Here is a 23,180-nt window from a genome sequence, read left to right on the forward strand (position 1 = left end):
AGTGGGAGATCCTGTCGAACTGCTCCCTCGTGATGTCATACCTCGGCGTACACATACCACCATCATGTCACCAAAGCACCATAGAGTAAACACACCCTAATAAGTTCCGACAACATCGTTATGTAGGCGCCCCTACCGGGGTGGGGTCGGGGATGCGTTATCTGACACGCTCCGGGCCGCTCGGCCAAGTCTTACGGTCTGACAACGCATCCCCGACCCCACCCCTACGTTTTCGCTCAACGTCGCGTTTGATATATCTCACGTAAGGTTTCGGATCAAACTGCTGTTGGCTGGGATATATGTCGCTCGACTGTATGACTTGGCCGAGCGGCCCGGAGCGTGTCAAGCGACATATATCCCAGCCAACAGCCCACGCTGGAACCACTCCAACCAACCATTAACCAGCAAATCGTAAACGGAAATCAAACAAACCAACAGGACTACAGACAACACGCCGACGGAAGTCGTCAAACTACGTAGAAGATGCCAGTGACTACGCGAATGACTACAGTCGGCAAACGGAAATCAGGAAAGGAACACACCATCATGGCAAACGAATACAAGCTCCTCACCCCCGGCCCGCTGACCACCACGCGCACCGTCAAGGAGGAGATGCTCTTCGACCACTGCACCTGGGACGAGGACTACCAGCAGATCACGCAGAAGATCCGCCGCCAGCTGCTCGAACTCGCGCACTGCGATCCGTCCGAGTACACCGTGGTGCTCATGCAGGGCTCCGGCACGTTCGGCGTGGAAAGCGTGCTCACCTCCGTTATCGGCCGGCAAGAGAAGGTGCTGCTGTGCACGAACGGCGCGTACGGTGATCGCCAGGTGAAGATCTGCGAGCACGCCGGCATCAACTACGTCCAGTACGCGGAACCGTACGACCGGATCCCGGATGCGGCGAAGGTCGACGAATACCTGCGCAACGACCCGTCGATCACGCACGTGTCCATGATCCACTCCGAGACCACCTCCGGCCTGCTCAACGACATCGCCGCGGTCGCGACCGTCGCGCACGCGCACGGCTGCACGTTCATGGTCGACGCGATGAGCTCGTTCGGCGGCGTCGACATCCCGGTGTCCGGCTGGGGCATCGACTTCCTCGTCTCCTCGGCCAACAAGTGCATCCAGGGCGTGCCGGGCTTCAGCTTCATCATCTGCAACAAGGCGAAGCTCGAAGCGTCCAAAGGCAAGGCGCGCTCGCTCTCCCTCGACCTGTGGGACCAGTGGAACACGCTCGAGAAGGCGAACGGCAAGTGGCGCTACACCTCCCCGACCCACGTGGTGCTCGCGTTCTCCAAGGCGCTCGACGAGATGTTCGCCGAGGGCGGCATCCCCGTGCGTTCCGCCCGTTACGCGCTCAACAACCACCTGCTCATTGCGCGCATGAAGGCGTTGGGCTTCCGCACGTTCCTGGACGAGCACCAAGGTCCGATCATCACCACGTTCCTGTACCCGGAAGGCACGAAGTTCGACTTCCACGACATGTACGAGTTCATCAAGGAGCGCGGCTACGCGATCTACCCGGGCAAGCTCACCACCGAAGAGACGTTCCGCCTGGGCAACATCGGCGAGATCTACGCCGACGACATCGAGAAGGTGACCGAGCTGCTGGCGCTGTACATGGGCGAGCGCGGACTGCTCAAGGCGGCCACCGGTTCGGATTCCGTACCGGCTGCGATCGCCGCGATGGACGCCGCCGGAGAGCCGATCAAGGCCGCCGCCCCGGCCGGCGTGAAGCTCTCCGCCTGAGACGTTTTTCGGATCTCGGATCGTTATCAGTCAGAGTCATCGCGGAGTGTCTGTCCCCGGCATGTGTTGCCAGATCGTAAGCAGCGAAGGCGTGTGCTAAGCTCCGCGAGCACACGCCGGAGCGAAGTCGAGCGGCTTCGGAGCGTATCGGGCAACACATGCCGGGGACAGACACGGCATACCGGCAATACATACTGTTGCTATCAAGGAGTTTATTATGACCAATCGTTTTGAGGCCGTGATTTTTGATTGGGCCGGCACCACCGTGGACTACGGGTGCTTCGCGCCGGTGCGCGCGTTCCAGGAGGCGTTCAAGGAGTTCGGCATCATGCCGACGATGGCCGAGACGCGCAAGCCGATGGGCATGCTCAAGCACGACCACATCAGCACGATGCTGCACATGGACCGCATCGCCCGAGCATGGGAGGACGAGCACGGCTCGGCCCCGACCGACGCGGACGTGGATGCCGTGTACGCGCATTTCGAGCCGAAGCTGCTGTCGATCCTGCACGAGTTCGCCGATCCGAAGCCAGGAGTGACCGATGCGGTCGCCGCGCTGCGTGCGGCCGGCATCAAGATCGGCTCGACCACCGGATACACCGACAAGATGATGGACATCGTCGTGCCGCAGGCCGCGGCGAACGGCTATGCGCCGGACTGCTGGTTCAGCCCGGATTCCACGAACGGATTCGGCCGCCCCTACCCGTACATGGTGTTCCGCAACCTCGAGATGCTGGGCGTGACCGACGTGCGCCGCGCCGCCAAGGTGGGCGACACGCTCTCCGACATCCGCGAGGGCAAGAACGCCGGCGTGTTCACGATCGGCGTGACCGAGGGCAGCTCGCAGATGGCGTTGAGCCAGTCCGAGTTCGAGGCGCTCTCCCCCGCCGACCAGGCCGCGGCCCGCGCCGCCGCGCGCGACGCGTTCGTCAAGGCCGGCGCCGACGCCGTGATCGACACGATGGCGGAGCTGCCCGCGCTGCTCGCCCAGCTCGCCTGACTTTCCTCGGTTACGCCGTTAAGAAGCCGGTGTTCGTCAGCTCTTGAAGAGCTGACGAACACCGGCTTTTGCATAGTATGAGGCAGTTTCCTTCGTATGTATGGGTCTTTCTCCAAAGCCTGAGGCAACAGCTCAATGTCCTATCGCTGTTATCGCCCTGAAATTCGCCTATAAGCGGACGTGGTTGGCGGTTATGCGCGTCGAGGTTGCCTCAGGCTTTGGAGAAAGAGCCGTGCGCACGAAGGAAACTGCCTCAGGATTTGCGAATCGACCATTGCGGCATGGCCCTGATTCGGAATGGATAGACGCGAGCGCCGCCGACGGACGCACGATCACCCGTTGACGCGTTCCCCGGCGGCGCTGCGATAGCCGAAGTTCATCATTTCGCTGTTGTAGGCCACCACGCCACGACCTTGCGCGGGCAAAACGATCATGCCGCCGTCGCCTCGATGGGCGGCGACTTCCCCAAGCGTGGCCACGGCCGCGTCGTGCACGGATTCGCCGGCGAAACGCACGCGGTCGGCCACCTGATGCGCCGCTACCGCCTTGATGAACGCCTCGCCGATGCCGGTGCACGAGACGGCCACGGTGCGCTGGTCTGCGAACGTGCCGCATCCGGGCAACGGCGAGTCGCCGACGCGGCCATGCATCTGGTTCGTGATGCCGCCGGTGGAGGTTCCGGCCGCGATATGTCCGGCCGCATCGCGCGCCACCGCGCCGATCGTGCCGTGTTTTTCGTCGCCGATCACGCCGCCGCCCGATGTCCCGGCACCAACAGGCTCGCCGGCGCGCTTCTCCCACGCGTCGCCGCCGGCCTGTGCCTCGGCCAGCGAACGCTGCCGCGCTTCGGTGACGAAATATTCGTTCGGCCTGGTTTCCACGCCCCACGCGGCGATTTCCTCGTCGGTCGGGTCGGCGAACAGCACATGCTTGGTCCGATCCTTGACGGCACGCGCCGCATCAATCGGATTCTTCACCGTGCTGACTCCTGCGACCGCGCCGACCTCCCCGTCGCCGTCCATCAGGCACGCGTCCATGCGCGCCAGCCCGTCACCGGTGAGCGCCGCGCCTCGTCCCGCGTTGAATTCGGGCGCGTCCTCCATCACGTGAATGGCCGCGACCACCGCGTCCTCGGCCGCACCGCCTGTCTCCAACACCGCGTATCCGGCGTCCAAGGCGCGCCGCAGGTCGACCCGTACCTGCGCCGAACGTTCCGGCGTGTGGTGTCTGCCGCGATCGCCGGCCCCTGCGTGGATGATCAACGTGATGCCGCTTTCGCCGCCGGCCGATTCGACGGTCGCCAGCGGCGCGCTTCCCTGTTGCGTCATGATGTGTCCCTTTCCCAACGCATTGGCCTTAACGCGTTGACGGCCAAATGGTCAATGGCTGTCTACTACCCTCGCAGCCCTATCGACCGTGATTCCGGACACGATTATCGGCCGTCTCGCAGATCACGCGCACGCCTCGTTCGATATCCGTCGCATCGGGCCGCACGAAGTTGATCCTGATATGTGCGTCATCGGTCTCGTCCACGTCGAACACGCCTCCCGGCATGAACGTGACGCCGCGCGATCGGCAGTCGGCCAGCAGGTCCAGCGATCGCACGCCGTCCGGCAGGGCGACCCATACGTAGTACCCGCCTTCGGGCACGTTCCAGCGCATGCCGTCCGGCGCGTAACGTTCCAACGCGCGCACGGCCGCGTCCCTCCGCGCCCGGTATGCCCCGGTCAGTCCGCGCACGTGTGCGGCGATCCGTCCTTCGCGCAGCAGTTCCAGGCAGATGCGCTGCGACGACGTGCTCGTATGCTGGTCGACCATGCGCCGCAATGCGGCCAGCCGCGCGATCACGTGCGGGTCGGCCACCACCCATCCGGTGCGCAGGCCCGAGGTCACGGTTTTCGAGAACGTCGACAGGTACATCACGTATCCCGCGTTTTCCATGCCGGCGAGCGGCACCGGCCGTTCGGCCGCGCCGCCATACCACAGTTCCCCGTATGCGTCGTCCTCGACGATCAGGCACTGGTACCGCCGCGCCACGTCGACGAGCTCGCGCCGTCGTTCGATCGACAACGTGGTGCCGGTCGGATTCTGGAACGTGGGCACGGTGTAGATGAGTTTGGGACGGAAGCGCGCGCAGTAGCCGTCGAGCAGGTCGGTGCGCATGCCATGTTCGTCCATCGGCATGCCGACGATGCGCGCGTCGGCCGAGCGGAACGCCTGCAATGCGGGGAAGAACGTGGATTGTTCGACGAGCACGCGGTCGCCGGGGTTGACGAACGCGCGCACGATCAGGTCGATGCCCTGTTCGGAGCCGGAGAGCACCATCACGTTGCGCGCGTCGCAATGCACGCCGCGGTCGCGCATATGGCCGGCGAGCAGTTCGCGCAGTTCGTCGAAACCCTCGATCGGGGATTCGGGTTGACCGTCGAAGTCGTGCGAGGAGAATGCTTCGAGACTGACCGCGCGCAGCAGGTCGTCGGGGATGTCGGCCGGGTTGGGCGAGCCGGTGGCGAAGTCGATGACGGGACCGTTCCCGCGTGTGCCGCCGCGCTGCGCCCGTTCGGCCTCGGCGATGTCGTGGTAGGTGAAGCGGTTGGAATAGTCGCTGAACAGCACCGACCACGGCGGTCGGATGACGGACGGTTCGGGGGCCGAAACCGGCGGACGCGTGTCGCGGATGGTGACGACCTGCGGGAGGGTGCGATCATGACCGGTGCCGGATCCCGCGGACGACGCCGCGATGGCCGGGATGGTCGACGACCCCGATGCCGACACGGACGATGACCGGCCCCATGCCGGCGGCGCAGATGGTTGAACTGCGGAGGGTGCCGGCGCGGCGGGCAACACGAACGTGCCCTTGCCTACCCGGGATGCGATCAGCCCTTCGTCCTTGAGCTGCTGATATGCCTGCAGGACGGTGGCGCGGTTGACCGACATTCGTGCGGCCAGTTCGCGTTCGGGCGGGAGCCGGTACCCTTCGGCGAGCGCGCCGGAGACGATCTGTTCGCGCAGTTCGCCGGCCAGCTGCCGATACATCGGCACGCTGCTGTGCCGATCGAGTCGCAGCTGCATGCGTCCACCCCCTCTGTCCGTCGCCATGCGTCACAGTCTCCCGTCACCCTACCTCTTCGTGGCGGTTTTCGCTCGGTGACGGACCCGTCACCGAGCGAAAACCGCCACGCGGAACAGGACCGTCCGTCTCGTTACAGCGAGAGGAACAGTTCGTGCAGGCGTGTGTCGCCGGTCAGTTCGGGGTGGAACGCGGTGGCGATGATGTTGCCTTGCCGCAACGCGACCGGATGCCCGTCGACCGTCGTCTTCACGTCGGCGTTGGGTCCGGTTGAGACGACGTACGGTCCACGGATGAACACGAGCGGCAGATCCGCGAGATAGTCCGCGTCGCCCGACCGGCCGAAGTCGGCGGTCGTCTCGAACGAGCCGAGCTGGCGTCCGTACGCGTTGCGGCGGACGGTCGCGTCGAGAGCGCCGAAGTACACGTTCGGGTCATTGTCAAGACGATTCGCGAGCAGGATCATGCCGGCGCAAGTGCCGAACACCGGTTTGCCGGTGGCGATGTGCCGGGCGATCGGCTCGAACAGGCCGGTCGAGCGCAGCAGCTTGCCCTGGGTGGTGGATTCGCCGCCGGGCAGGATGACGCGGTCGATCGACGCGTCGAAATCGGCGGCGGCGCGCAGCAGCTTCCACGGCGCGCCGAGCCTGTCGAGTACGGCCGCGTGTTCGGCGAACGCGCCTTGGACGGCGAGGATGCCGGTCACGCCGTGTTTCGCTGTTTCGGCGTCGTCGGATTCCTCTTTGGAGATGTATTGGACGGCTACGACCATGAACGAACCTCCGATCGGGTCAATGCAACGGGCGCGGAGTCACTCGCCGCGGGCAGCCATGATGGTCTGGATCTCGTCCTCGTTGATGCCGACCATCGCCTCGCCGAGGTTTTCGGACAGTTTGGCGAGCAGGTCGGCGTCCTGCCAGTTCGCGGTCGCCTGCACGATGGCGGCGGCGCGCTTGGCCGGGTCGCCGGACTTGAAGATGCCGGAGCCGACGAACACGCCTTCCGCGCCGAGTTCCATCATGAGCGCCGCATCGGCGGGGGTGGCGACGCCACCGGCGGCGAAGTTGACGACGGGCAGGCGTCCGTTGTCGTGCACGTACTTGGCGAGGTCATACGGCACGGCGAGCTGCTTGGCGGCCTCGTACACCTCGTCGTCGCGCAGGGCGGTCAGTTCGTGGATCTGCTTGGCCATGGTGCGCATGTGACGCACGGCCTGGATGACGTCGCCGGTGCCGGGCTCGCCTTTGGTGCGGATCATGGCGGCGCCTTCGGCGATGCGGCGCAGCGCCTCGCCGAGGTTCTTCGCGCCGCACACGAACGGCACGTCGAACTGGTTCTTGTCGATGTGGTATACGTCGTCGGCCGGCGAGAGGACTTCGGACTCGTCGATGTAGTCGATGTCGATGGCCTGCAGGATGCGGGCTTCGGCGATGTGGCCGATGCGGACCTTGGCCATGACCGGGATGGATACGGCGGCCTGGATGCCCTTGATCATGGCCGGGTCGGACATGCGCGAGACGCCGCCGGCCGCGCGGATGTCGGCCGGGATGCGTTCGAGAGCCATGACGGCGCACGCTCCGGCGTCCTGCGCGATCTTGGCCTGTTCGGGCGTGGTCACGTCCATGATGACGCCGCCCTTGAGCATCTGGGCGAGGTTGCGGTTGAGTTCGGCGCGGTTCTGCGTCATGGTGTCCCCCTGGTGATTGCGCGGATGGGCCGGCCACGACTGGCCGGCAGTCCGCTGAAGTGCGATTGGCAACGCGACCATTATCATGACGCTCACGTTGCCCGCATATGGACCGGTCCAATTCGGATCGGACCAATCCAATGGCTGTCGACCCGTCCAATCGCGGTTCGTCCGTCGTCCGCGCAGCTGCACGCCAACGCCAGTCGCACGGTCGCGACCTGGCCCGGTCCGCAAGAATTCATCTTCACTTCACTGCAACACACCATTCGGTCAACGGCTCCGACAGGTCGCTCACCTACTACTGGAAGCATGCAGATCAGGATGGCCGCACACCAAGCAACAGTCCGCATGCCACATATCCGGTCCGGTCCCGCACGCTCCGCGCGAACCCCCTCGAACACCGCACCGCGCCTCGACCTCGTCCAGACCTTCTCCATCGGCTTCGGCATGCTTGCCATCGCCGCCGCCTGGGCCATGTACAACGCGTTCGTGCCGATCAAGCTCAAGGAGCTCGCCATCCCGACCGCCATCGTGGGCGTCGTCATGGGCATCGACAACCTGTGCGGCTTCACCGTCCAGCCGTTGTGCGGCATCCTGTCCGACAAGGTACGCACCCGTTGGGGCCGGCGCATCCCGTTCGCGCTGTTCGCCATCCCTTGTGCGGCCGTGTGTCTGATGCTCATCGCCGCCGCGCCGAACGCCCCGTTGACGATCGTCGCGGTCGTGGCCTACGCGGTCCTCATGTCGACCTGCCGGGCGCCGATCGTCGCGCTCATGCCCGACGTGACCGCACCCGTCCAGCGCAGCACGGCGAACGGCGTCATCAACTTCATGGGCTCGATCGGCAACGTGCTCGCGCTCGGCGGCGGCAGCCTCCTGTACCGGCGCTACGGCATGTCCGTCACGTTCGTCGCGGGCGCGTTCATCATGGTCGGCGCGATTGCGGCATTGGCCTGCCTGGTGCGCGAGCCGGCGGAATACCGCACGAAACCGCACGATCGGGCGCGGTTGCCGTTCGTCGGATGGCGAGAGTTCCGCGACGCCGCCATTCCGCGGCTTGATCTCGACGGCGACGCGCGCCGGCGGTTCCGCATGATCCTGTTGGTCCTGTTCCTGTACACGATGGGGTCGAGCGCGATCGAAACGTATTTCACGCTGTATGCGACGCACGATCTGGGCATGGATGCGGGCTCGGCGAGCGGCGGCTTGGTCTGGTTCGCGGTCAGCGGCATCCTGTTCGCGATTCCGGCCGGTTGGATGGGCACGCGGTTCGGGCGACGCGAGACGATGAGCGCGGGACTGGTGCTGGCGATGGCGATGCTTGCGCCGATGCCGTGGGCCGGCCGCGCGGAACTGCTGCCGTGGCTGGCGTTCGCATTCGGGATCCTGTGGATGATGGTGCTGGTCAACGCGTTGCCGTGGGCGACCGAGCTGGGCGGCACCGAACACACCGGCACGTTGACGGCGTATTACTATCTCGCCACGTCGGGCGGCGCGGCGATCAGCCCGACGCTGTTCGGCCTGATCCAGCAGGCCACGGGTTCGTACCGGTGGATGTTCCTGTATGCGATCGTCGGGTTCGCGGCGGCATTGGCGCTGATGCCGTTCGCCGGCGAGACGGGCGGCGCGGGACTCCTGTCGTCCGCACGCACCGCCGCCGGCTGGTCACGCGACGGAGAATCGCCCGCCTTCGCCGTCGCGTGATCGCAGCGGCCGTTACGCTTCGTCGTACTCGTATTCGAGGATGTCGCCGGGCTGGCAGTCGAGGGCTTCGCAGATCGAGGCAAGCGTGCTGAACCGGATGGCGGAGACGCGGTTGTTCTTGATCTTCGACAGGTTCACGTTCGTGATGCCCACCTGTTCGGCCAGCCAGTTCAACGACCGTCCGCGCTCGACCATCATCCGGTCGAGCCGGAGCACGATCCGCCCGCTCATCTCCACGCTCCTCTCGTCACGTGCATCGCCACGCTCACAGCAGCCCGTCGACGTCGTTCTGCAGCGCGGCACCGTAGCCGAACACCCGCGCGAACATGAACGAAAGAACGCCGAGCATGATGAGGACGGCCGTGGATGCGCCGCCGGTCACCGAAACCGCGCAGCCGAGCAGCGCGCAGATGCCGGAAACGGCGAGCGCCGAGACGGGCGCGGCGATGAGGTACCAGCCGACGCGGTCGAGCCGTTCGATCGGCACGGTGCGGAACGGCGATGGCGTGCCGGAGTCGGTATCGGCGTAACGCGCGCGCTCGCGCAGCCAGTCGCGCAGGTTCGCGAGCAACGCGGCGAGTTCGCCGAAGACGAGCGCGAGCAGCACGAAGATGACGGTGCGTTCGAGGCTGACGAGCACGACGGCCGGCGCGTTGACCACGTCGGTCGTCCAGTCGACGAGCCGGATGTCGCTGTCGAGGAAATGCCCGGTGATGATCGCGGTGCCGATGCCGGCGTCCATCGATACGGCGTAGTCCGATGTGGCGTCGGGCGCGAACGCATGGCCGTCGACCATGAACAGGACGGTGATGACGAGCTGGATGACCGCGAAGAACGCGAGGACGACCGCTGCGATGCGCGCGATGACGACGGCCACGCCGCCGGCACGGTCGAGCAGGAAGTCCGGTTTGGGCTGCCGGTTTGCGGATGCGGATTGCGTGACCATGATGACCTCCTTGTCATCGATAGTGGTGCTTACGCTTCCAGTATACGCCAAATTTATCGTTTGTCGTTAATTTTTTAATGCGCGACGACTATTTTCATCATGTCGGCATTCAGGCACGTTACCGGTCGACCATTCCTCAGTCCGACATCGTCGGCCGGCTCCCCCGACAAGGGGAACCGAAAAGGGAGGGGCCGATCATTCCGCCGGCACGTCCATAAATCCCAGCGACTTGAGGTAGCCGTTGCCTGCGGTGATGTCGTACTGGATGAGCCGGTAGTCGTCGAGCAGCCGTTTGGTCCCGGCCGACGCGCGGCTGACGTCGATCCGTTTGCCGTTCGCGTCGAGGTAGAGCGGCGTGCCTTCGGGGATGCGCGTCCAGCCCTGCGTCACGTTGACCACAGGCGGTTCCATCGCGGGCACGGCCCGGTGCATGGCCGTCAGGAACGCGAGGTACGGCGAGACGCGCGCGTTCAGGTGCGTGGCGGCCTGCGCCATGAGGTAGTTCGGCGACGTGTACGCGTTCTCGGCGGCGTTCGAACCTTCGCCGCCCGCGTGTTCACCGTTCTTCTCGTCTGCGGCCTCCGCCTCCGACCTGCCCGTCGCCGTGCGCGCGGCTTTGTTCGACCAGATGAAGTAGTCCGTCTCGTGCAGCGGGATCGAGTTGCGGTCGTCGGCGCTGGCATGCTTGTAGATGCTCGGCAGGTGATCGCCGTAGAAGATCACCGTCACCGGCTTGTTCATCGCGTCGAGCGCGGAGAGGAACTCCTTGGTGTACTGGTCGGTGTAGCTCATGCCCTTGGCGTACGTGTCGATGTGCGTTCGCTCGTCGGCCGCAAGCGGCGTTCCGGTCGTGGAGGACGCCTTGAACTGGTTGTGGTCGTACCAGTTCTCGTAGCCCATGTGGTTCTGCATGGTGACCAACTGGATGAACCGGCCTCCGGACTTGCCGGATGCGCCACTTGTGGAACCGTCCGACGTGCCGCCTGCCTTGCCGTCGATGAGTCTGAGCACGCTGTCGTACGACGTTTCGTCGCTGATGTAATGCGATCGGTCGAGCCGTTTCGCATGATCGGCGATGAGCGGATCGTTCTGCGAATAAAAGGCCCCGAAGCCGAACTTGCGGTAGTTCGTGGTACGCGAGTAGAGCGCGGGATTGTACGGGTGGACGGCTTGGCTGCCCGCGCCGCCCGCGTTCCAGATCTGGTTGAACGCCGGCGCCCAGCTCATCTGCGGCACGAGTTGCTGGTAGGGGCTGGACAGCGACGCATCGAAGTTGGTCATGCTCAGGCCGGTGAGCGCCTGGAATTCGAGGTTCGCGGTGCCGCCGCCGTAGCCGGACGACAGCATGAGTCCGGATGTGGTGGTCTTTTTGAGCGCGCGGATGTACGGCATCGGATCCGCGTTGAGCGTTATGCCGGGCACACGGGTCGGGTCGGAGAACGATTCGGACAGGATCATGACGATTGTGCCGTCCGTGAGGTTCGTCGTGCGGCCCGCATTGATGGCCGCGGCCTGGGTCGCGTATCGTTTCGCAAGGTCGCGCATGGCCGCTTCGCTGTAGCCGGCGGGCTTGTCCATGACTTTGGGACGTGTGAGACGAAGGAATCCGACCGCGACGCCGTTCGACTGCGCGTCCTCGATGGAATCCCACAGTTTCGCCTTGTCGCCGAAGCCGGACGCGAACGAGTTCGCCCATGATCCGGTGGTGCCGAGGTCGGCCGAGAACGCGACCAGCATCGCCGCGCAGATCACGGCGGCGAGTCCGCGGCGGATGCGTCCGACGAACCGGCGCGGGGTGGCGATCAGCGAGCGACGCCCGTCGAGGATCGCGGCGGCGGCGCAGATCGCAAGCAGTATCACGACGGTGACCGACATCTGGACGATCGCCTCCGTGGAACCCGCGGGCGTGTTGGTGACGGTGTCGCCCATGCCGCCCGCACCGCCGCTGGCCATAAGCGTGATGTCGGTGGGACGGATCGTTTCGGAGCGCACGAGCACCTTCATGCGTTCGAGCACGGCGATGACGCCGATCACCGTGACGAACAGCCCGCTGGCGATCCAGAACCGGTTGATCGCCAGCACGAGCACCGCGTAGACGACGCCGATCACGAGCAGGTTGAGCAGGAACTGGAGCTGGCCGGACGATATCGCGCGCCCGTCCGGACCGACGCCGAACATCTTGACGACGAACTCCCACGGCGTGGTGCGGCTGCGGGCGATCATCACGCTCCACTGGAGCATGAGCACGGCGGCGGACGCGAACAGCAGGAACGCGATCGCATACGTCCACCACGGGAAAGGACGACGTGCCCGGACGGTCCGCGCCGCCTTGCCCCGGTCCCGTTCCGGACGCAGACGGCGGACGGATGACGACAGCCGTTCGCGCACACGGTCGCGCACGTCGCCCAACGGATGGCGCAATGGACGCGGAGCCAACGCCGATCCCGGCAATCCCACCGGTTCCGGCATGCTCACCGCGGATTGCATCGCAGCCATCATCTGCGAGCCCGAATCCAACTCCACCCTACCGTCATCCTGCCACTGCTTCATGCCTTCAGCCTATGGCCGACATATCGACACGGCCATGCCGGTCGGCAAGATGTCACTTCAACGTAGGCAAAGTTCACTTGTCGGACACGTCGGCCGGCCGCAGGCGTCCCCCGACCGGCGCCGCGGTCAGCCGACGTTGTTGCCGAAGATCTGCGCGGCGAGATCCTTGCGCATGGCCTCCATCTGGGTGATCTGCCCGAGGATCGCGATCTTCTGCGAGCCGTCCGGCAGGGACGCCATCTGCCGTTTGGCCGCGCCGATGCGCCGCATCAGGCCCATGTCGAGCAGTTTCGCGGTCAGTTCCGCCGCATACTGGGTTTCGGCGGGCGACGCCGGTCGCAGCTGGGCCGCGGCGCCGTTCGCCTGCGCGTCGGCGGTCTGCTCCCCCGCGCGCAGGTCGCTTTCGCTGGGAGGCAGGGGAAGCGGCATCACCGCCAGCTCGTTGACCACCGGTTCGAGCAGCGGGCCGCCCGCCTTCGCGAGATTATGCAGCCACAGTCCTTGCGGCATGTCCTCGGGAGGCAGTCCTCCCGCCGCGGCGATCGCCTGGAACAGCGAACGGAACACCGGCGTCATGAAGTTCGACAGCGACAGCGAGGCGAACATGGACGGATCGACGGCGCGCGGCACCTGGATCAGCATGGCCATGAACTGCTGTTCGCAGATGAACACCGCGTCGTCGATGCGATAGTAGGTCTGTTCGTTGGCGTCGCGGCGTTCCAGATTGCGGCGTTCGGCGGGATTCGCATACGGATTGCCGGCGGAGGGGCCGTTCTGCCCGCGCCCGGCAAAACCGGATGCCTGCCCCGGTTCGCCGAAGTCGCCGCCCGCATTGGGCCCGAAGTTCCGGCGTTTCGGCGCGTATGCATCCTCGTCGCGCACGTGCAACTGACGTCTGGCCTCACGCACCTCGCGCTGCATGATGTCCAGGTCGATGCCGATGCGTCGGGTGGCCTTGCGCGTGTACCAGTCCAGCAGGGAACGGTCGCGGATCTGCGCGATCAGCGGCGCAGACGCCTTCACCGCACCCATCTGACCGGTTTCGTAGGACAGGTCGAACCGGTTGATCGCCGCGTCGATCACGAAGTTGTACAACGGTTTCGCGCCGGCGATGAGCGCGCGCACCGCCTCGTTGCCGCGTTCGATCCTCAGGTCGCACGGGTCGAGGTTGTCGTCGGCCACGGCCACGAACGTCTGCGACAGGAACGCGGAGTCGAGGCCGAACGCGTGCAGCGCGGCCTTCTGGCCGGCCGCGTCGCCGTCGAACGTGAACACGATGCGCGAGCTGAGCGACTGGCCCTCCACCTTGAGCGGGCCGACCAGCTGGACCGCGCCGAGCGAGTCGTCGGCGATGAGTCGGCGCACGATCTTCGCGTGCTCCGCGCCGAACGCGGTGCCGCAGGTCGCCACGGCCGTGTCGATGCCGGCCAGATGCATGGCCATCACGTCCGTGTAGCCTTCGACGATCACGACCTGGCGTTTCTTGACGATCGCGGACTTGGCGATGTCGATGCCGTACAGCACCTGCGTCTTGCGGTACAGCTGCGTGTCGGGCGTGTTGATGTATTTCGCGTTGATCGCGTCGTCCTCATACAGCTTGCGCGCGCCGAAGCCGAGCGTACGGCCGGTCGAATCGCGGATCGGCCAGGTCACACGGCCGCGGAAATAGTCGTAGACGCCGCGCTGGCCCTGCCTCGCGAGGCCGGCGTCGAGCATCTCCTGCTGCGTGAATCCCTTGCCCGCCAGGTGCCGCACGAGATTGTCCCAACCCTGCGGCGCGTAGCCGCAGCCGAACCGTTCGCAGTCGGCCTGGCTGAAGTTGCGCCCGCCGAGCAGCTTGCGTGCGGGCAGCGCCTCCTTGGTGAGGATCTGGGAGACGAAGAAGCGCTGCGCCTCCTCGTTCGCCTCGAGCAGACGGGTGCGTTTCGAACCGGTGGGACGGTCCGTCGACTGGCCGTTCTCGTAGTGCAGTTCGATGTGGTATTTGTCGGCGAGCAGTTCGACCGCCTCGCGGAAGTCGATGTTCTCCTGCTGTTCGACGAATTTGAACACGTCGCCGCCGAGACCGCAGCCGAAGCAATGCCAGACGCCGAGCGCGGGACGCACGTTGAAACTCGGGGATTTTTCGTCATGGAACGGGCATAGGCCGACGAACGTGCCCGTGCCGGACGCCTTGAGCGTCACGCTTGCGGATACGATGTCGTACAGGTCCGCGGCGGCGCGCACCTTCTCCACGTCTTCTTTCCTGATCATCCCGGCCATAACGATCTAGGATACCGTCAGCACAGAATCGAATGGAGGGCGAGGGCGGAGTTGTCGGTGAGGGAGGCGACCTGATCGACGGCGACACGCAGGCGTTCGTCGTCGTTGGTGGCTTCGTTCCAATCATCGAGGAACACGCTTTCGAGCGCGTCGGACGGCGCGGCGCCGTTTGCCATGAGCACATCGATCAGGTCCTCGATGATCCTGCGCTCCTCCTGGTGCATGGGTTCGCGTTCGTTCGGGGCCATGACGAAGTACACGGCGATGCCTTTGAGCGCGACGATCTCATAGCTTGTCTCGTCGGGGATGACCACGTTCGCGCCGTACCGCGCGAGCGGCCCGTCGCCGTACGTGTCGCGAGTGGCCTGTTCGACCGACCACGAGAACCGGCCGATCAGATCGCTGGTGATGTTTTTAAGCTGTGCGAGCGAGGATCTGGAACCGGTGAAATGATCGGGGAACAGATGCAGGGTTTTGAGCCGGCGGAGGGCGTCGAGCAGCTCGTCCGCGTCCCATCGGCTGCCGTACCATTCGCGCGCCGCGGTCACGATGCCGTCCAGCACGCGCGGGTCGACGAGCGCGACCGGATCGAACGCGCCCGTGGCGATCGCGTCCTCCACGTCATGCACGCTGTACGCGATGTCGTCGGCCAGATCCATCACCTGGCATTCGATCGGCCTGGCGGCGACGTCGGATATTCCGGTTTTCAGCCATCGGAACACGGCCTCGTCGTCCGGGTAGACGCAGAACTTCTTGCTGCGCTCCCCTTTGGGATGCAGGTCGGCTTCGGCGAGCGTCCATGGATATTTGACGACCGCGTCGAGCGAGGCGCGGGTGAGGTTCACGCCGGCCGGGCGGCCGTCCGCGTGGAAGACCTTGGGTTCGAGGCGGGTGAGCAGCCGCAGGGTCTGCGCGTTGCCTTCGAATCCGCCGATGCCGGCGGCGATGGTCGCCAGCGCGCGTTCGCCGTTGTGTCCGAATGGCGGATGGCCGAGGTCGTGGGCGAGGCAGGCGCAGTCGACCACGTCGGGATCGCAACCGAGCAGTTTGCCGATCTGCCGGCCTATCTGGGCGACCTCAAGCGTATGGGTGAGCCTTGTGCGGGCGAAATCGTCGGTGCCGGCGATGAGGATCTGGCTTTTCGCGCCGAGCCGACGCAACGCCGAGGAGTGGATGAGCCGGGCGCGGTCGCGTTCGAATGCGGTGCGCGAACGCGATTTGGGAGGTTCGGCCGCCCAGCGTTCCTCGTCGAAGGCGGTGTAGCATTCGCCGGCCGGTATCGTCTCACGCATCGTCCGCCTCCTTGGTGTCGGCCGTGGCATCGGTTGGCGGCCGGCCCACATATCACCGTCATGTCATTCGACGATGTGCGGGCCGGCAGTCGGCTCGCGTATGGCTTACAGCAGCGTCGTCGGGTCGAGCTTGGCGAGATCGTCGGGGGCGAGCACGTCCGCCGCGTTGAGATACAGCCTCGGGATGCGGTTGCGCAGGCAGGTGAAGATCTCGTAGCTGATGGTGTCGGCGGCGCGGGCCCAGTCGTCGGCGGTCGGTTCGGCGTACTGTTCGCCGCGGCCCGGTCCGAACAGCTCGACCGTGTCGCCCTCGTGCACGCCGAGCGAGTCGCACGAACCGTGCAGGTCGATCATGAACTGGTCCATGCACACGCGGCCGGACACGCGGTACAGCTTGGGGCCTTCCGCGGTCATGACGCGCACCGGGCCGCCGAGTTTCTCGATGTGCTTGGCGCCCTGCATGTCGAAGCCGGAGGCGGAGCGGTGGATGCCGTCCGCGTAGCCGAGCGGCACGATCGCGGTGGACGTGTCGTCGGGGGTGAGATAGGTACGGCCGTAGGAGATGCCGTGGCCCTTGTCGATGTGCTTGACGGTGCCGAGCTGCGCCTGCAGGGTCATGGCGGGCTTCAGGTGCCAGTCGCGCGGCGTTCCCATCGCCGGGTCGGGTTCGTAGCCGTACAGGCCGATGCCCGGACGGGTGAGTTCGAAGTGGATTTCGGGACGGTCGAGAGTGGCGGCGGTGTTGGCCAGATGACGGATGCGCGGCGCGATGCCGGCGGCCTCCATGCACGCGGTGAACGCCTTGAAGTTCTCGATCTGACGGTCGGTGGACGCCACGAATTCGGGCACGTCCGGCGAATCGGCGACCGCGAGGTGGCTCCACTGTCCGACGATGTCAAGCACGCCTTCCTTGGCGAGCGGCACGAGCTTGGCCAGCGCCGCGTCGAACGATTCCTCGGTGAAGCCGTTGCGTCCGAACCCGGAGTCGACCTTGACGTGCACGCGCGCGGTCTTGCCGAGGCGTCGGGCGGCGGCCGCGACGGCGTCGATGCCCGGCAGGGATCCGACGGACACGTCGATGTCGTTGTCGATGAGCTCGTCGAACGGCACTTCCAGGCCGTTGTAGACCCAAGTGAGAATGTGGCAGCGGTCCGGTCCGATGCCGAGCTTGCGCAGCAGCAGCGCCTCATGCGATTGCGCGGTGCCGAGCCAGGTCGCACCGCCCGCCAATGCGGCCAGCGCGGTCGGCAGCAGCCCGTGGCCGTAGGCGTCGGCCTTGACCACGCCCATCACGGCGGTGCCGGAGTTCGGACCTCCGACGACATCCACCAAGTGGCGCATGTTGTCGCGCAATGCGGCCATGTCGACGATCGCCTGCGCCGGATAGCGTCGGCGCGCGGCCTCGTAATTCGCCTTGCCGTCCGGTGATGAGAACTGCCAATTCGATACTGCGTTCAAAGTCATGGCCTCTATTGTGGCTCGGCACAATGACGAATCGCCCGGGCGCCGCCCGGCCCGACGCTCGGCGTCACGGAGGCGGCCCGAACAGCCATATGGCGCCCGTCGCGATGCCGACGATTACGAGCGACATCATCCCACGCATCGAGACGATGGCCGCGACATCCCCGCCCTTGTCCACGGCACGGCCATACACTGTCTACCACTCGTTCGCAGTGCCGTCATTGTTCATCGGGCACCCCGCGAGCATTCTGATTCCCGGCGTTGAGGCGTGCCGGGGTCCCGGAAAACCGTCCGGTCCAGCCCATATCCATTCCGTATTGAGAGAAGACTCATCATGGATCTTTTTCGCAAGAAATCGGTGGATCAGCTGGTCGCTGAATCCACTCCGTTAAAGCGCACGATGCACACGTTCGATCTGACGATGCTCGGCATCGGCGCGATCATCGGCACCGGCATCTTCGTGCTGACCGGCAAGGGCGCGCTGACCGCCGGCCCGGCGCTGTCCGTATCGTTCCTGCTGGCCGCGGTCTGCTGCGGTTTCGCCGGCCTGTGCTATGCGGAATTCGCGTCGATGGCCCCGGTTTCCGGTTCCGCTTACTCCTACTCCTATCTAGCGTTCGGCGAGTTGATCGCGTTCGTGATCGGCTGGGATCTGATTCTCGAGTACGCGCTGCAGGCGGCCACGGTGTCCGCCGGATGGTCGGGATATTTCAACAAGTTCCTTGAAGGGTTCGGGCTGCATCTTCCGGTGGAGCTGACCGCCGCATACGGCACCACGCCGGGCGTCACCACGTATTTCAACCTGCCCGGTTTCGTGATCGTGCTGCTCATCACCTGGGTGCTGTCGATCGGTATCAACCAGACGAAGAAGACCAACGACATCATGGTGATGATCAAGCTCGCGATCATCGTGCTGTTCATCGTGTGCACCGTCTGGTACGTGAACCCGGAGAACTGGAAGCCGTTCTCCCCGTACGGCGTGTACACGTTCCAGCCGAATTCGACCCAGCCGTACGGCATCGTGCCGGCCGCGTCGATCGTGTTCTTCAGCTTCATCGGCTTTGACGCGGTGTCCTCGTCGGCCGAGGAGACGGTCGAGCCGAACAAGACGCTACCGCGCGGCATCCTGCTGTCGCTGGCCGTGTCGACCGTGCTGTACATCGTCATGACGTTCATCATGACCGGCATCGTGCCGTACCAGGAGTTCGCGAAGTTCATCGACGCGCCGGTGGCCGGCGTGATCCTCGCGACCGGCATGAACTGGCTCGCGTTCATCGTGAACCTCGGCGCGCTGATCGGCATGACCACCGTGATGCTCGTGCAGCTGTACGGCCAGTCCCGCATCTGCTATGCGATGAGCCGTGACGGCCTGTTCCCGAAGTTCTTCGGCGAGGTGCATCCGAAGTACCGCACGCCGTTCAAGGGCACGTGGTTCTTCGGCATCCTGACCGCGGTCGCGGGCGGTTTCATCAACATCAACGTGCTGTTCGAGCTGGTGAACATCGGCACGCTGTCGGCGTTCATCATCGTGTCGGCCGGCATCCTGTGGATGCGCAAGACCCAGCCGGACGCGCACCGCGGCTTCCGCGCACCGCTGGTGCCGTTCACGCCGATCTGCGCGATCGTGTTCTGCCTGATCCTGATCGCCGGCCTGAACTGGGAGACGTGGCTGCGGTTCGCGGTCTGGTTCGGACTCGGCCTGGTGGTGTACTTCACCTACAGCCGCAAGCGCTCCAAGCTCAACGCCGCCGCCTGATCCACCACGCGTAGGGATCCGAGGGGTGGTCGAAAGTTGCTCATGCTCTTTCGACCACCCCTCAGCTGTTATGCCCTCCTACGTGACGTTCGCTGAAACGAGGCGGGGTCCGGCATATGCAATGTCCGACCGTATGACTTGGCCGAGCGGCCTGGAGCGTGTCGGACGTTGTATATGCCGGACCCTGCCGGTCTACGCGATAATGCCCTCAAAAAGCACCGAGGGAAGGCGCACTACAGTGCGTCGACCGAGGAGCAACGCAGATAACGCTCCATCATCGTGCCGTTTTCGCTACCACTCGTGGCGTTGGTAGGCGATTCTCGTAGTATCGGTCGGTCGGTCGATGAGTTGGATGAGGCCGCAGCGGGCGAAGCCGCTGGTTTCGAGGACGTGCTGCATGGCCTTGTTGTTGGGGTGGGTGTCGGCGCGCACGTTGCCGTAATGCTTGAGTGCCCAGCGGATGCAGTCGCGCGCGGCGTGTTTGACGAGTCCGGACGAGGCGATGCGGTGGATGGTCACGTACGTGTCGTCATCGAGCCATGCGCCGTCGATATGCGCGTAGGTCGGATCCTCGCCGGGGCACAGGGCGAATTGCGCGAGGATGCGTTCGTGGCCGCCGGCCGTGTCGACGAGCAGCATGGTGCGCTGGTTGGCGATGTCGTCGCGGATCACCTCTTCGCGCGGGAACGTGCTGCCCCACTGGGTCGGGTTGCCGTTGCGCGCCATGAGTTCGCGCGCGTGCGCGTAGATCTTCTGCATCTGCGGAAAGTCACGCATGGTCGCGTGCCGGAACCGGCGGGACGACGTGGCGGATGACGCTTCGGAACCCACAACTCACCTCATGATCGAAGGGAACGTAACTGAGCCGATAGGCTACCACGTCTGCGTCACAATCGACGGCGTTCACGACGGGGCTGTTCGATATGCAAACGGCGAAACCAATATCGCGCCGGACAGACGAAGACGGGGCGTGGCCGTTGTGCCTGTTGCAACGGTCACGCCCCGCACGTTTATCTCGGCATCGGCCGCGCGTGATGCAGCCGGTGCCGATGTTGTTGAGTTACGGTCGTTTTCGCCCTCCGTAACGACCGTAACTCAACAGGAAGTTCGTCATGGCGCTGAGTTATGGCCGCCGGACCGACTCAGTGCGTGGCGATTTCGTCGATCTTGGTGACGTGGCCGCCGAACTGGGCCCTGAGGGCCGTGACGACGCGCAGGATGTCGTCGGCGGCGCCGCGTGAATCCTGACGCTGCCACAGGGCCGCGGCGGTGGTCGGCGTGGGCACGCCGAGTTCGAGCGCCGCCTCGACCATCCATTTGGCCTCGCCGGATTCGTTGGCGACCGGCGGCACGTTGTGCAGGGTCGGGTCGTCCTTGGTCGCGTTTTCGAACAGGTCGAGCAGCCAGCTGGCGACGACCGAGCCGGATCGCCACGAGGCCATCGTCTTGGCCGGGTCGGTCACGTATTCGCTGCGCATCATCGTGGCGAATCCTTCGCCGAAGGCCTGCATCATGCCGTATTCGATGCCGTTGTGCACCATCTTGGCGAAATGGCCGCCGCCGACCGGACCGGCGTGCACGAGGCCGTATTCGCCTTCCGGCTTCAGGGTTTCGAAGATCGGCAGCACGGTGGCGTAGTCCTCGGCCGAGCCGCCGACCATGAGCGCGTAGCCGCGTTCCGCGCCCCACACGCCGCCGGAGACGCCGCAGTCGAGGAAGCCGATGCCGCGCTGGGCAAGCGAGGCCGCATGCTCGCGGTCCTCGGTGTACTTGGAGTTGCCGCCGTCCACGACAATGTCGCCCGGCTCGAGCAGCTCGCCGAGTTTGGCGATCGTGGATTCGGTGGGTACGCCGGCGGGCACCATGACCCATACGACGCGCGGGGTCTTGAGCGCGCCGACCAGCGCTTCGAGCGAGTCCATGTCGCGGCCGGATTCGGGGTTCATGTCGAAACCGACGATCTCGTGGCCGCCTTCGCGCAGCCGCTTGACCATGTTGCCGCCCATTCGGCCGAGGCCGATCATTCCCATTTGCATGTTGGCACCTTCTTTGGTGGTTGGTTGATGTTGTTGGTGGTTGGTGGGTGGAAATCTCAGCGGCCCGGCGTCACAGGCCGAGCGCTCCGATCACCGCGGCGGCCTCCTGGTCGGGGGTGGTGCCGTGGCCGATCTCGACGTCGACGTGCACTTCGTCGTCGCCGGGCTCTTCGAGGATGTCGAACTGCGAGCGCAGCATGTCGGTTTTCATGAAATGGCCCTGACGGTGCGACATGCGTGCGAGCACCTCGTCGTACGTGCCCTTCATGTAGACGAAAACGACGCCCGGACGGCGGAGCTTGTCGCGGTAGACCTTCTTGAGGGCCGAGCAGGTGACGACGGCCGGTTCTCCCGCGGCCACGCGCCGGTCGATCCATGCGGCGAGCGCGTCGAGCCACGGCCAGCGGTCCTCGTCGGTGAGCGGGTGTCCGGAGGCCATCTTCTCGATGTTGGCTTTCGGGTGGAAATCGTCGGCTTCGGCGTATTTCACGCCGAGTTCGGCGGCGAGATGTTCGGCGACGGTGGTTTTGCCGCATCCGCACACGCCCATGATGATGGCGATGGGCTTGGTGTGGTCGAAATATCCTTCGGGAATGGTGTTCGCCGAGATGAGTCCGTCCGTCGCGCGCGGTTCGGTCGTGTTCAATGCAGCTGTATCCGTCATCTGCCGCTCCTGTTGTCCGGTCCGCTGCCGCGAGCCATTCTTTTTGCATTACGTTTTACTATGTGGCACATATTTTGTATGCCTTTATCAACTATATCACAGATGTAGTAATACGCAATACGAAAGATGGTCGACGTTTATTTACGTATGCCATAAGAAACGGCATAACCGGTTTTTGTATGTGCGATACTGGACGGTATGACTGTCAAGACGATCAAAGGCGACATCCGCACGGACCGGCCACTGCACGACCGGCTGCTCGAGGAATGGGGCATGGCCGTGGTCAACGGCGACATCGCCGCGGGAGAGCGCCTGCCCGACCCGTCGATGGACGGCGACGCCCAGCCGTCACGCACCGTGACGCGTGAGGCCACGCGCGTGCTCGAATCCATGGGACTGGTGAGCGTCAAGCGCAAAACCGGCGCGACCGTCAATCCGATCGGCCAGTGGAACATGTTCGACCCGCAGGTCATCGGCTGGCGTTTGCGCGGCACCCACCGCCTGGACGCGCTGCACGAACTCTCCCAACTGCGCGCGGCGGTCGAGCCGATGGCGGCACGGCTGGCGGCCTCGGCGGCCACGCCGCAGCAATGGGCCGCACTCACCGAAGCCGCGATCGGCATGGTGTCGCACTCGGACCACGCCGACGGACAGGACTATCTGGACGCGGACATGCGATTCCACCGCACGTTGCTGCAGGCGTCCGGCAACCGCATGTTCGCCGAACTGGGCGACGTGATCGCCTCGACCCTGAAGGGCCGCACGCAGCACGAGCTGATGCCCCGGACGGCCGACCAGAACGCGCTGAACCTCCACGTCGAGATCGCCGCGCTGATACGCAAGGGAGACGGCGAGGCCGCCGAAGCGGCGATGCGCAGGATCGTGGACGAGTCCGACGCCGCGATCATGAAGCTCGGCTCGAACGGAGAGCGCTGAACATACCCGGCCAACGCACGACGCCCGGTCTTTCCGTCAAGGAACGACGGAAAGACCGGGC

General features: G+C 65.1%; 18 protein-coding genes. 5 read left to right on the forward strand and 13 right to left on the reverse strand.

Annotation, left to right across the window (positions count from 1 at the left end; genetic code table 11):
* Positions 1-546 precede the first annotated feature (546 nt).
* Entirely contained in the window at positions 547-1,755 is a 1,209-nt protein-coding gene (locus GFD25_RS00005; protein ID WP_163228660.1) for a 2-aminoethylphosphonate--pyruvate transaminase, read from the forward strand.
* A 217-nt stretch (positions 1,756-1,972) separates the two neighbouring features.
* On the forward strand, positions 1,973-2,755 hold the full coding sequence (gene phnX, locus GFD25_RS00010; protein ID WP_163228662.1) for a phosphonoacetaldehyde hydrolase: 783 nt from the start codon (positions 1,973-1,975) through the stop codon (positions 2,753-2,755).
* Positions 2,756-3,087: 332 nt separating this feature from the next.
* On the opposite strand, the gene GFD25_RS00015 is transcribed toward phnX, so the two are convergent.
* The 4 genes from GFD25_RS00015 to pdxS form a co-directional block, all read right to left on the reverse strand.
* Positions 3,088-4,083: an isoaspartyl peptidase/L-asparaginase family protein gene (locus GFD25_RS00015; RefSeq protein WP_163228665.1), complete on the reverse strand. Its 996-nt coding sequence runs from the start codon at positions 4,081-4,083 to the stop codon at positions 3,088-3,090.
* Between the two features lie 79 nt (positions 4,084-4,162).
* Positions 4,163-5,827, reverse strand: coding sequence for an aminotransferase-like domain-containing protein (locus GFD25_RS00020; protein ID WP_163228668.1), 1,665 nt, complete (start codon positions 5,825-5,827; stop codon positions 4,163-4,165).
* A 131-nt stretch (positions 5,828-5,958) separates the two neighbouring features.
* Positions 5,959-6,597 carry a pyridoxal 5'-phosphate synthase glutaminase subunit PdxT gene (pdxT, locus tag GFD25_RS00025; protein ID WP_163228671.1) on the reverse strand — a complete coding sequence of 213 codons (639 nt, stop codon included), beginning with the start codon at positions 6,595-6,597 and terminating at the stop codon, positions 5,959-5,961.
* A 39-nt stretch (positions 6,598-6,636) separates the two neighbouring features.
* Positions 6,637-7,512 (reverse strand): pyridoxal 5'-phosphate synthase lyase subunit PdxS, encoded by an 876-nt coding sequence (gene pdxS, locus GFD25_RS00030; protein WP_163228674.1) that lies wholly within the window; start codon positions 7,510-7,512, stop codon positions 6,637-6,639.
* A gap of 348 nt (positions 7,513-7,860) precedes the next feature.
* On the opposite strand from pdxS, the gene GFD25_RS00035 reads away from it, so the two are divergent.
* Positions 7,861-9,216: an MFS transporter gene (locus tag GFD25_RS00035; protein ID WP_163228677.1), complete on the forward strand. Its 1,356-nt coding sequence runs from the start codon at positions 7,861-7,863 to the stop codon at positions 9,214-9,216.
* A gap of 12 nt (positions 9,217-9,228) precedes the next feature.
* On the opposite strand, the gene GFD25_RS00040 is transcribed toward GFD25_RS00035, so the two are convergent.
* The 6 genes from GFD25_RS00040 to alr form a co-directional block, all read right to left on the reverse strand.
* Entirely contained in the window at positions 9,229-9,447 is a 219-nt protein-coding gene (locus GFD25_RS00040) for a helix-turn-helix domain-containing protein (RefSeq protein ID WP_163228680.1), read from the reverse strand.
* Positions 9,448-9,481: 34 nt separating this feature from the next.
* Entirely contained in the window at positions 9,482-10,162 is a 681-nt protein-coding gene (locus GFD25_RS00045; RefSeq protein WP_163228682.1) for a hypothetical protein, read from the reverse strand.
* A 195-nt stretch (positions 10,163-10,357) separates the two neighbouring features.
* Complete coding sequence (locus GFD25_RS00050) at positions 10,358-12,712, reverse strand: LTA synthase family protein (RefSeq protein ID WP_239512313.1); 2,355 nt, start codon at positions 12,710-12,712, stop codon at positions 10,358-10,360.
* Positions 12,713-12,838: 126 nt separating this feature from the next.
* Positions 12,839-14,974 carry a DNA primase gene (gene dnaG / locus GFD25_RS00055; protein WP_163228685.1) on the reverse strand — a complete coding sequence of 712 codons (2,136 nt, stop codon included), beginning with the start codon at positions 14,972-14,974 and terminating at the stop codon, positions 12,839-12,841.
* A 17-nt stretch (positions 14,975-14,991) separates the two neighbouring features.
* Positions 14,992-16,266 carry a deoxyguanosinetriphosphate triphosphohydrolase gene (locus tag GFD25_RS00060; RefSeq protein WP_163228688.1) on the reverse strand — a complete coding sequence of 425 codons (1,275 nt, stop codon included), beginning with the start codon at positions 16,264-16,266 and terminating at the stop codon, positions 14,992-14,994.
* A 105-nt stretch (positions 16,267-16,371) separates the two neighbouring features.
* A complete protein-coding gene (gene alr, locus GFD25_RS00065; RefSeq protein WP_163228691.1) occupies positions 16,372-17,730 on the reverse strand; it encodes an alanine racemase in 1,359 nt (452 codons plus the stop codon).
* Between the two features lie 331 nt (positions 17,731-18,061).
* Here alr and GFD25_RS00070 point away from each other — a divergent pair, with 331 nt between their 5' ends.
* Entirely contained in the window at positions 18,062-19,483 is a 1,422-nt protein-coding gene (locus tag GFD25_RS00070) for an amino acid permease (RefSeq protein ID WP_163228693.1), read from the forward strand.
* A gap of 291 nt (positions 19,484-19,774) precedes the next feature.
* On the opposite strand, the gene GFD25_RS00075 is transcribed toward GFD25_RS00070, so the two are convergent.
* The 3 genes from GFD25_RS00075 to GFD25_RS00085 all read right to left on the reverse strand — a co-directional run bounded on the left by GFD25_RS00075 (position 19,775) and on the right by GFD25_RS00085 (position 22,183).
* Positions 19,775-20,260: a GNAT family N-acetyltransferase gene (locus GFD25_RS00075; RefSeq protein ID WP_163228696.1), complete on the reverse strand. Its 486-nt coding sequence runs from the start codon at positions 20,258-20,260 to the stop codon at positions 19,775-19,777.
* Positions 20,261-20,625: 365 nt separating this feature from the next.
* Positions 20,626-21,519, reverse strand: a complete 894-nt coding sequence (gnd, locus tag GFD25_RS00080; RefSeq protein ID WP_163228698.1) for a phosphogluconate dehydrogenase (NAD(+)-dependent, decarboxylating) — start codon at positions 21,517-21,519, stop codon at positions 20,626-20,628.
* Between the two features lie 70 nt (positions 21,520-21,589).
* Positions 21,590-22,183 (reverse strand): gluconokinase, encoded by a 594-nt coding sequence (locus GFD25_RS00085; RefSeq protein WP_239512314.1) that lies wholly within the window; start codon positions 22,181-22,183, stop codon positions 21,590-21,592.
* A gap of 198 nt (positions 22,184-22,381) precedes the next feature.
* Here GFD25_RS00085 and GFD25_RS00090 point away from each other — a divergent pair, with 198 nt between their 5' ends.
* Positions 22,382-23,119, forward strand: a complete 738-nt coding sequence (locus GFD25_RS00090; RefSeq protein ID WP_163228700.1) for a FadR/GntR family transcriptional regulator — start codon at positions 22,382-22,384, stop codon at positions 23,117-23,119.
* The last annotated feature ends 61 nt before the right edge of the window (positions 23,120-23,180 follow it).

It is taken from the genome of Bifidobacterium aerophilum (assembly GCF_010667685.1).
Classification (GTDB): domain Bacteria; phylum Actinomycetota; class Actinomycetes; order Actinomycetales; family Bifidobacteriaceae; genus Bifidobacterium; species Bifidobacterium aerophilum.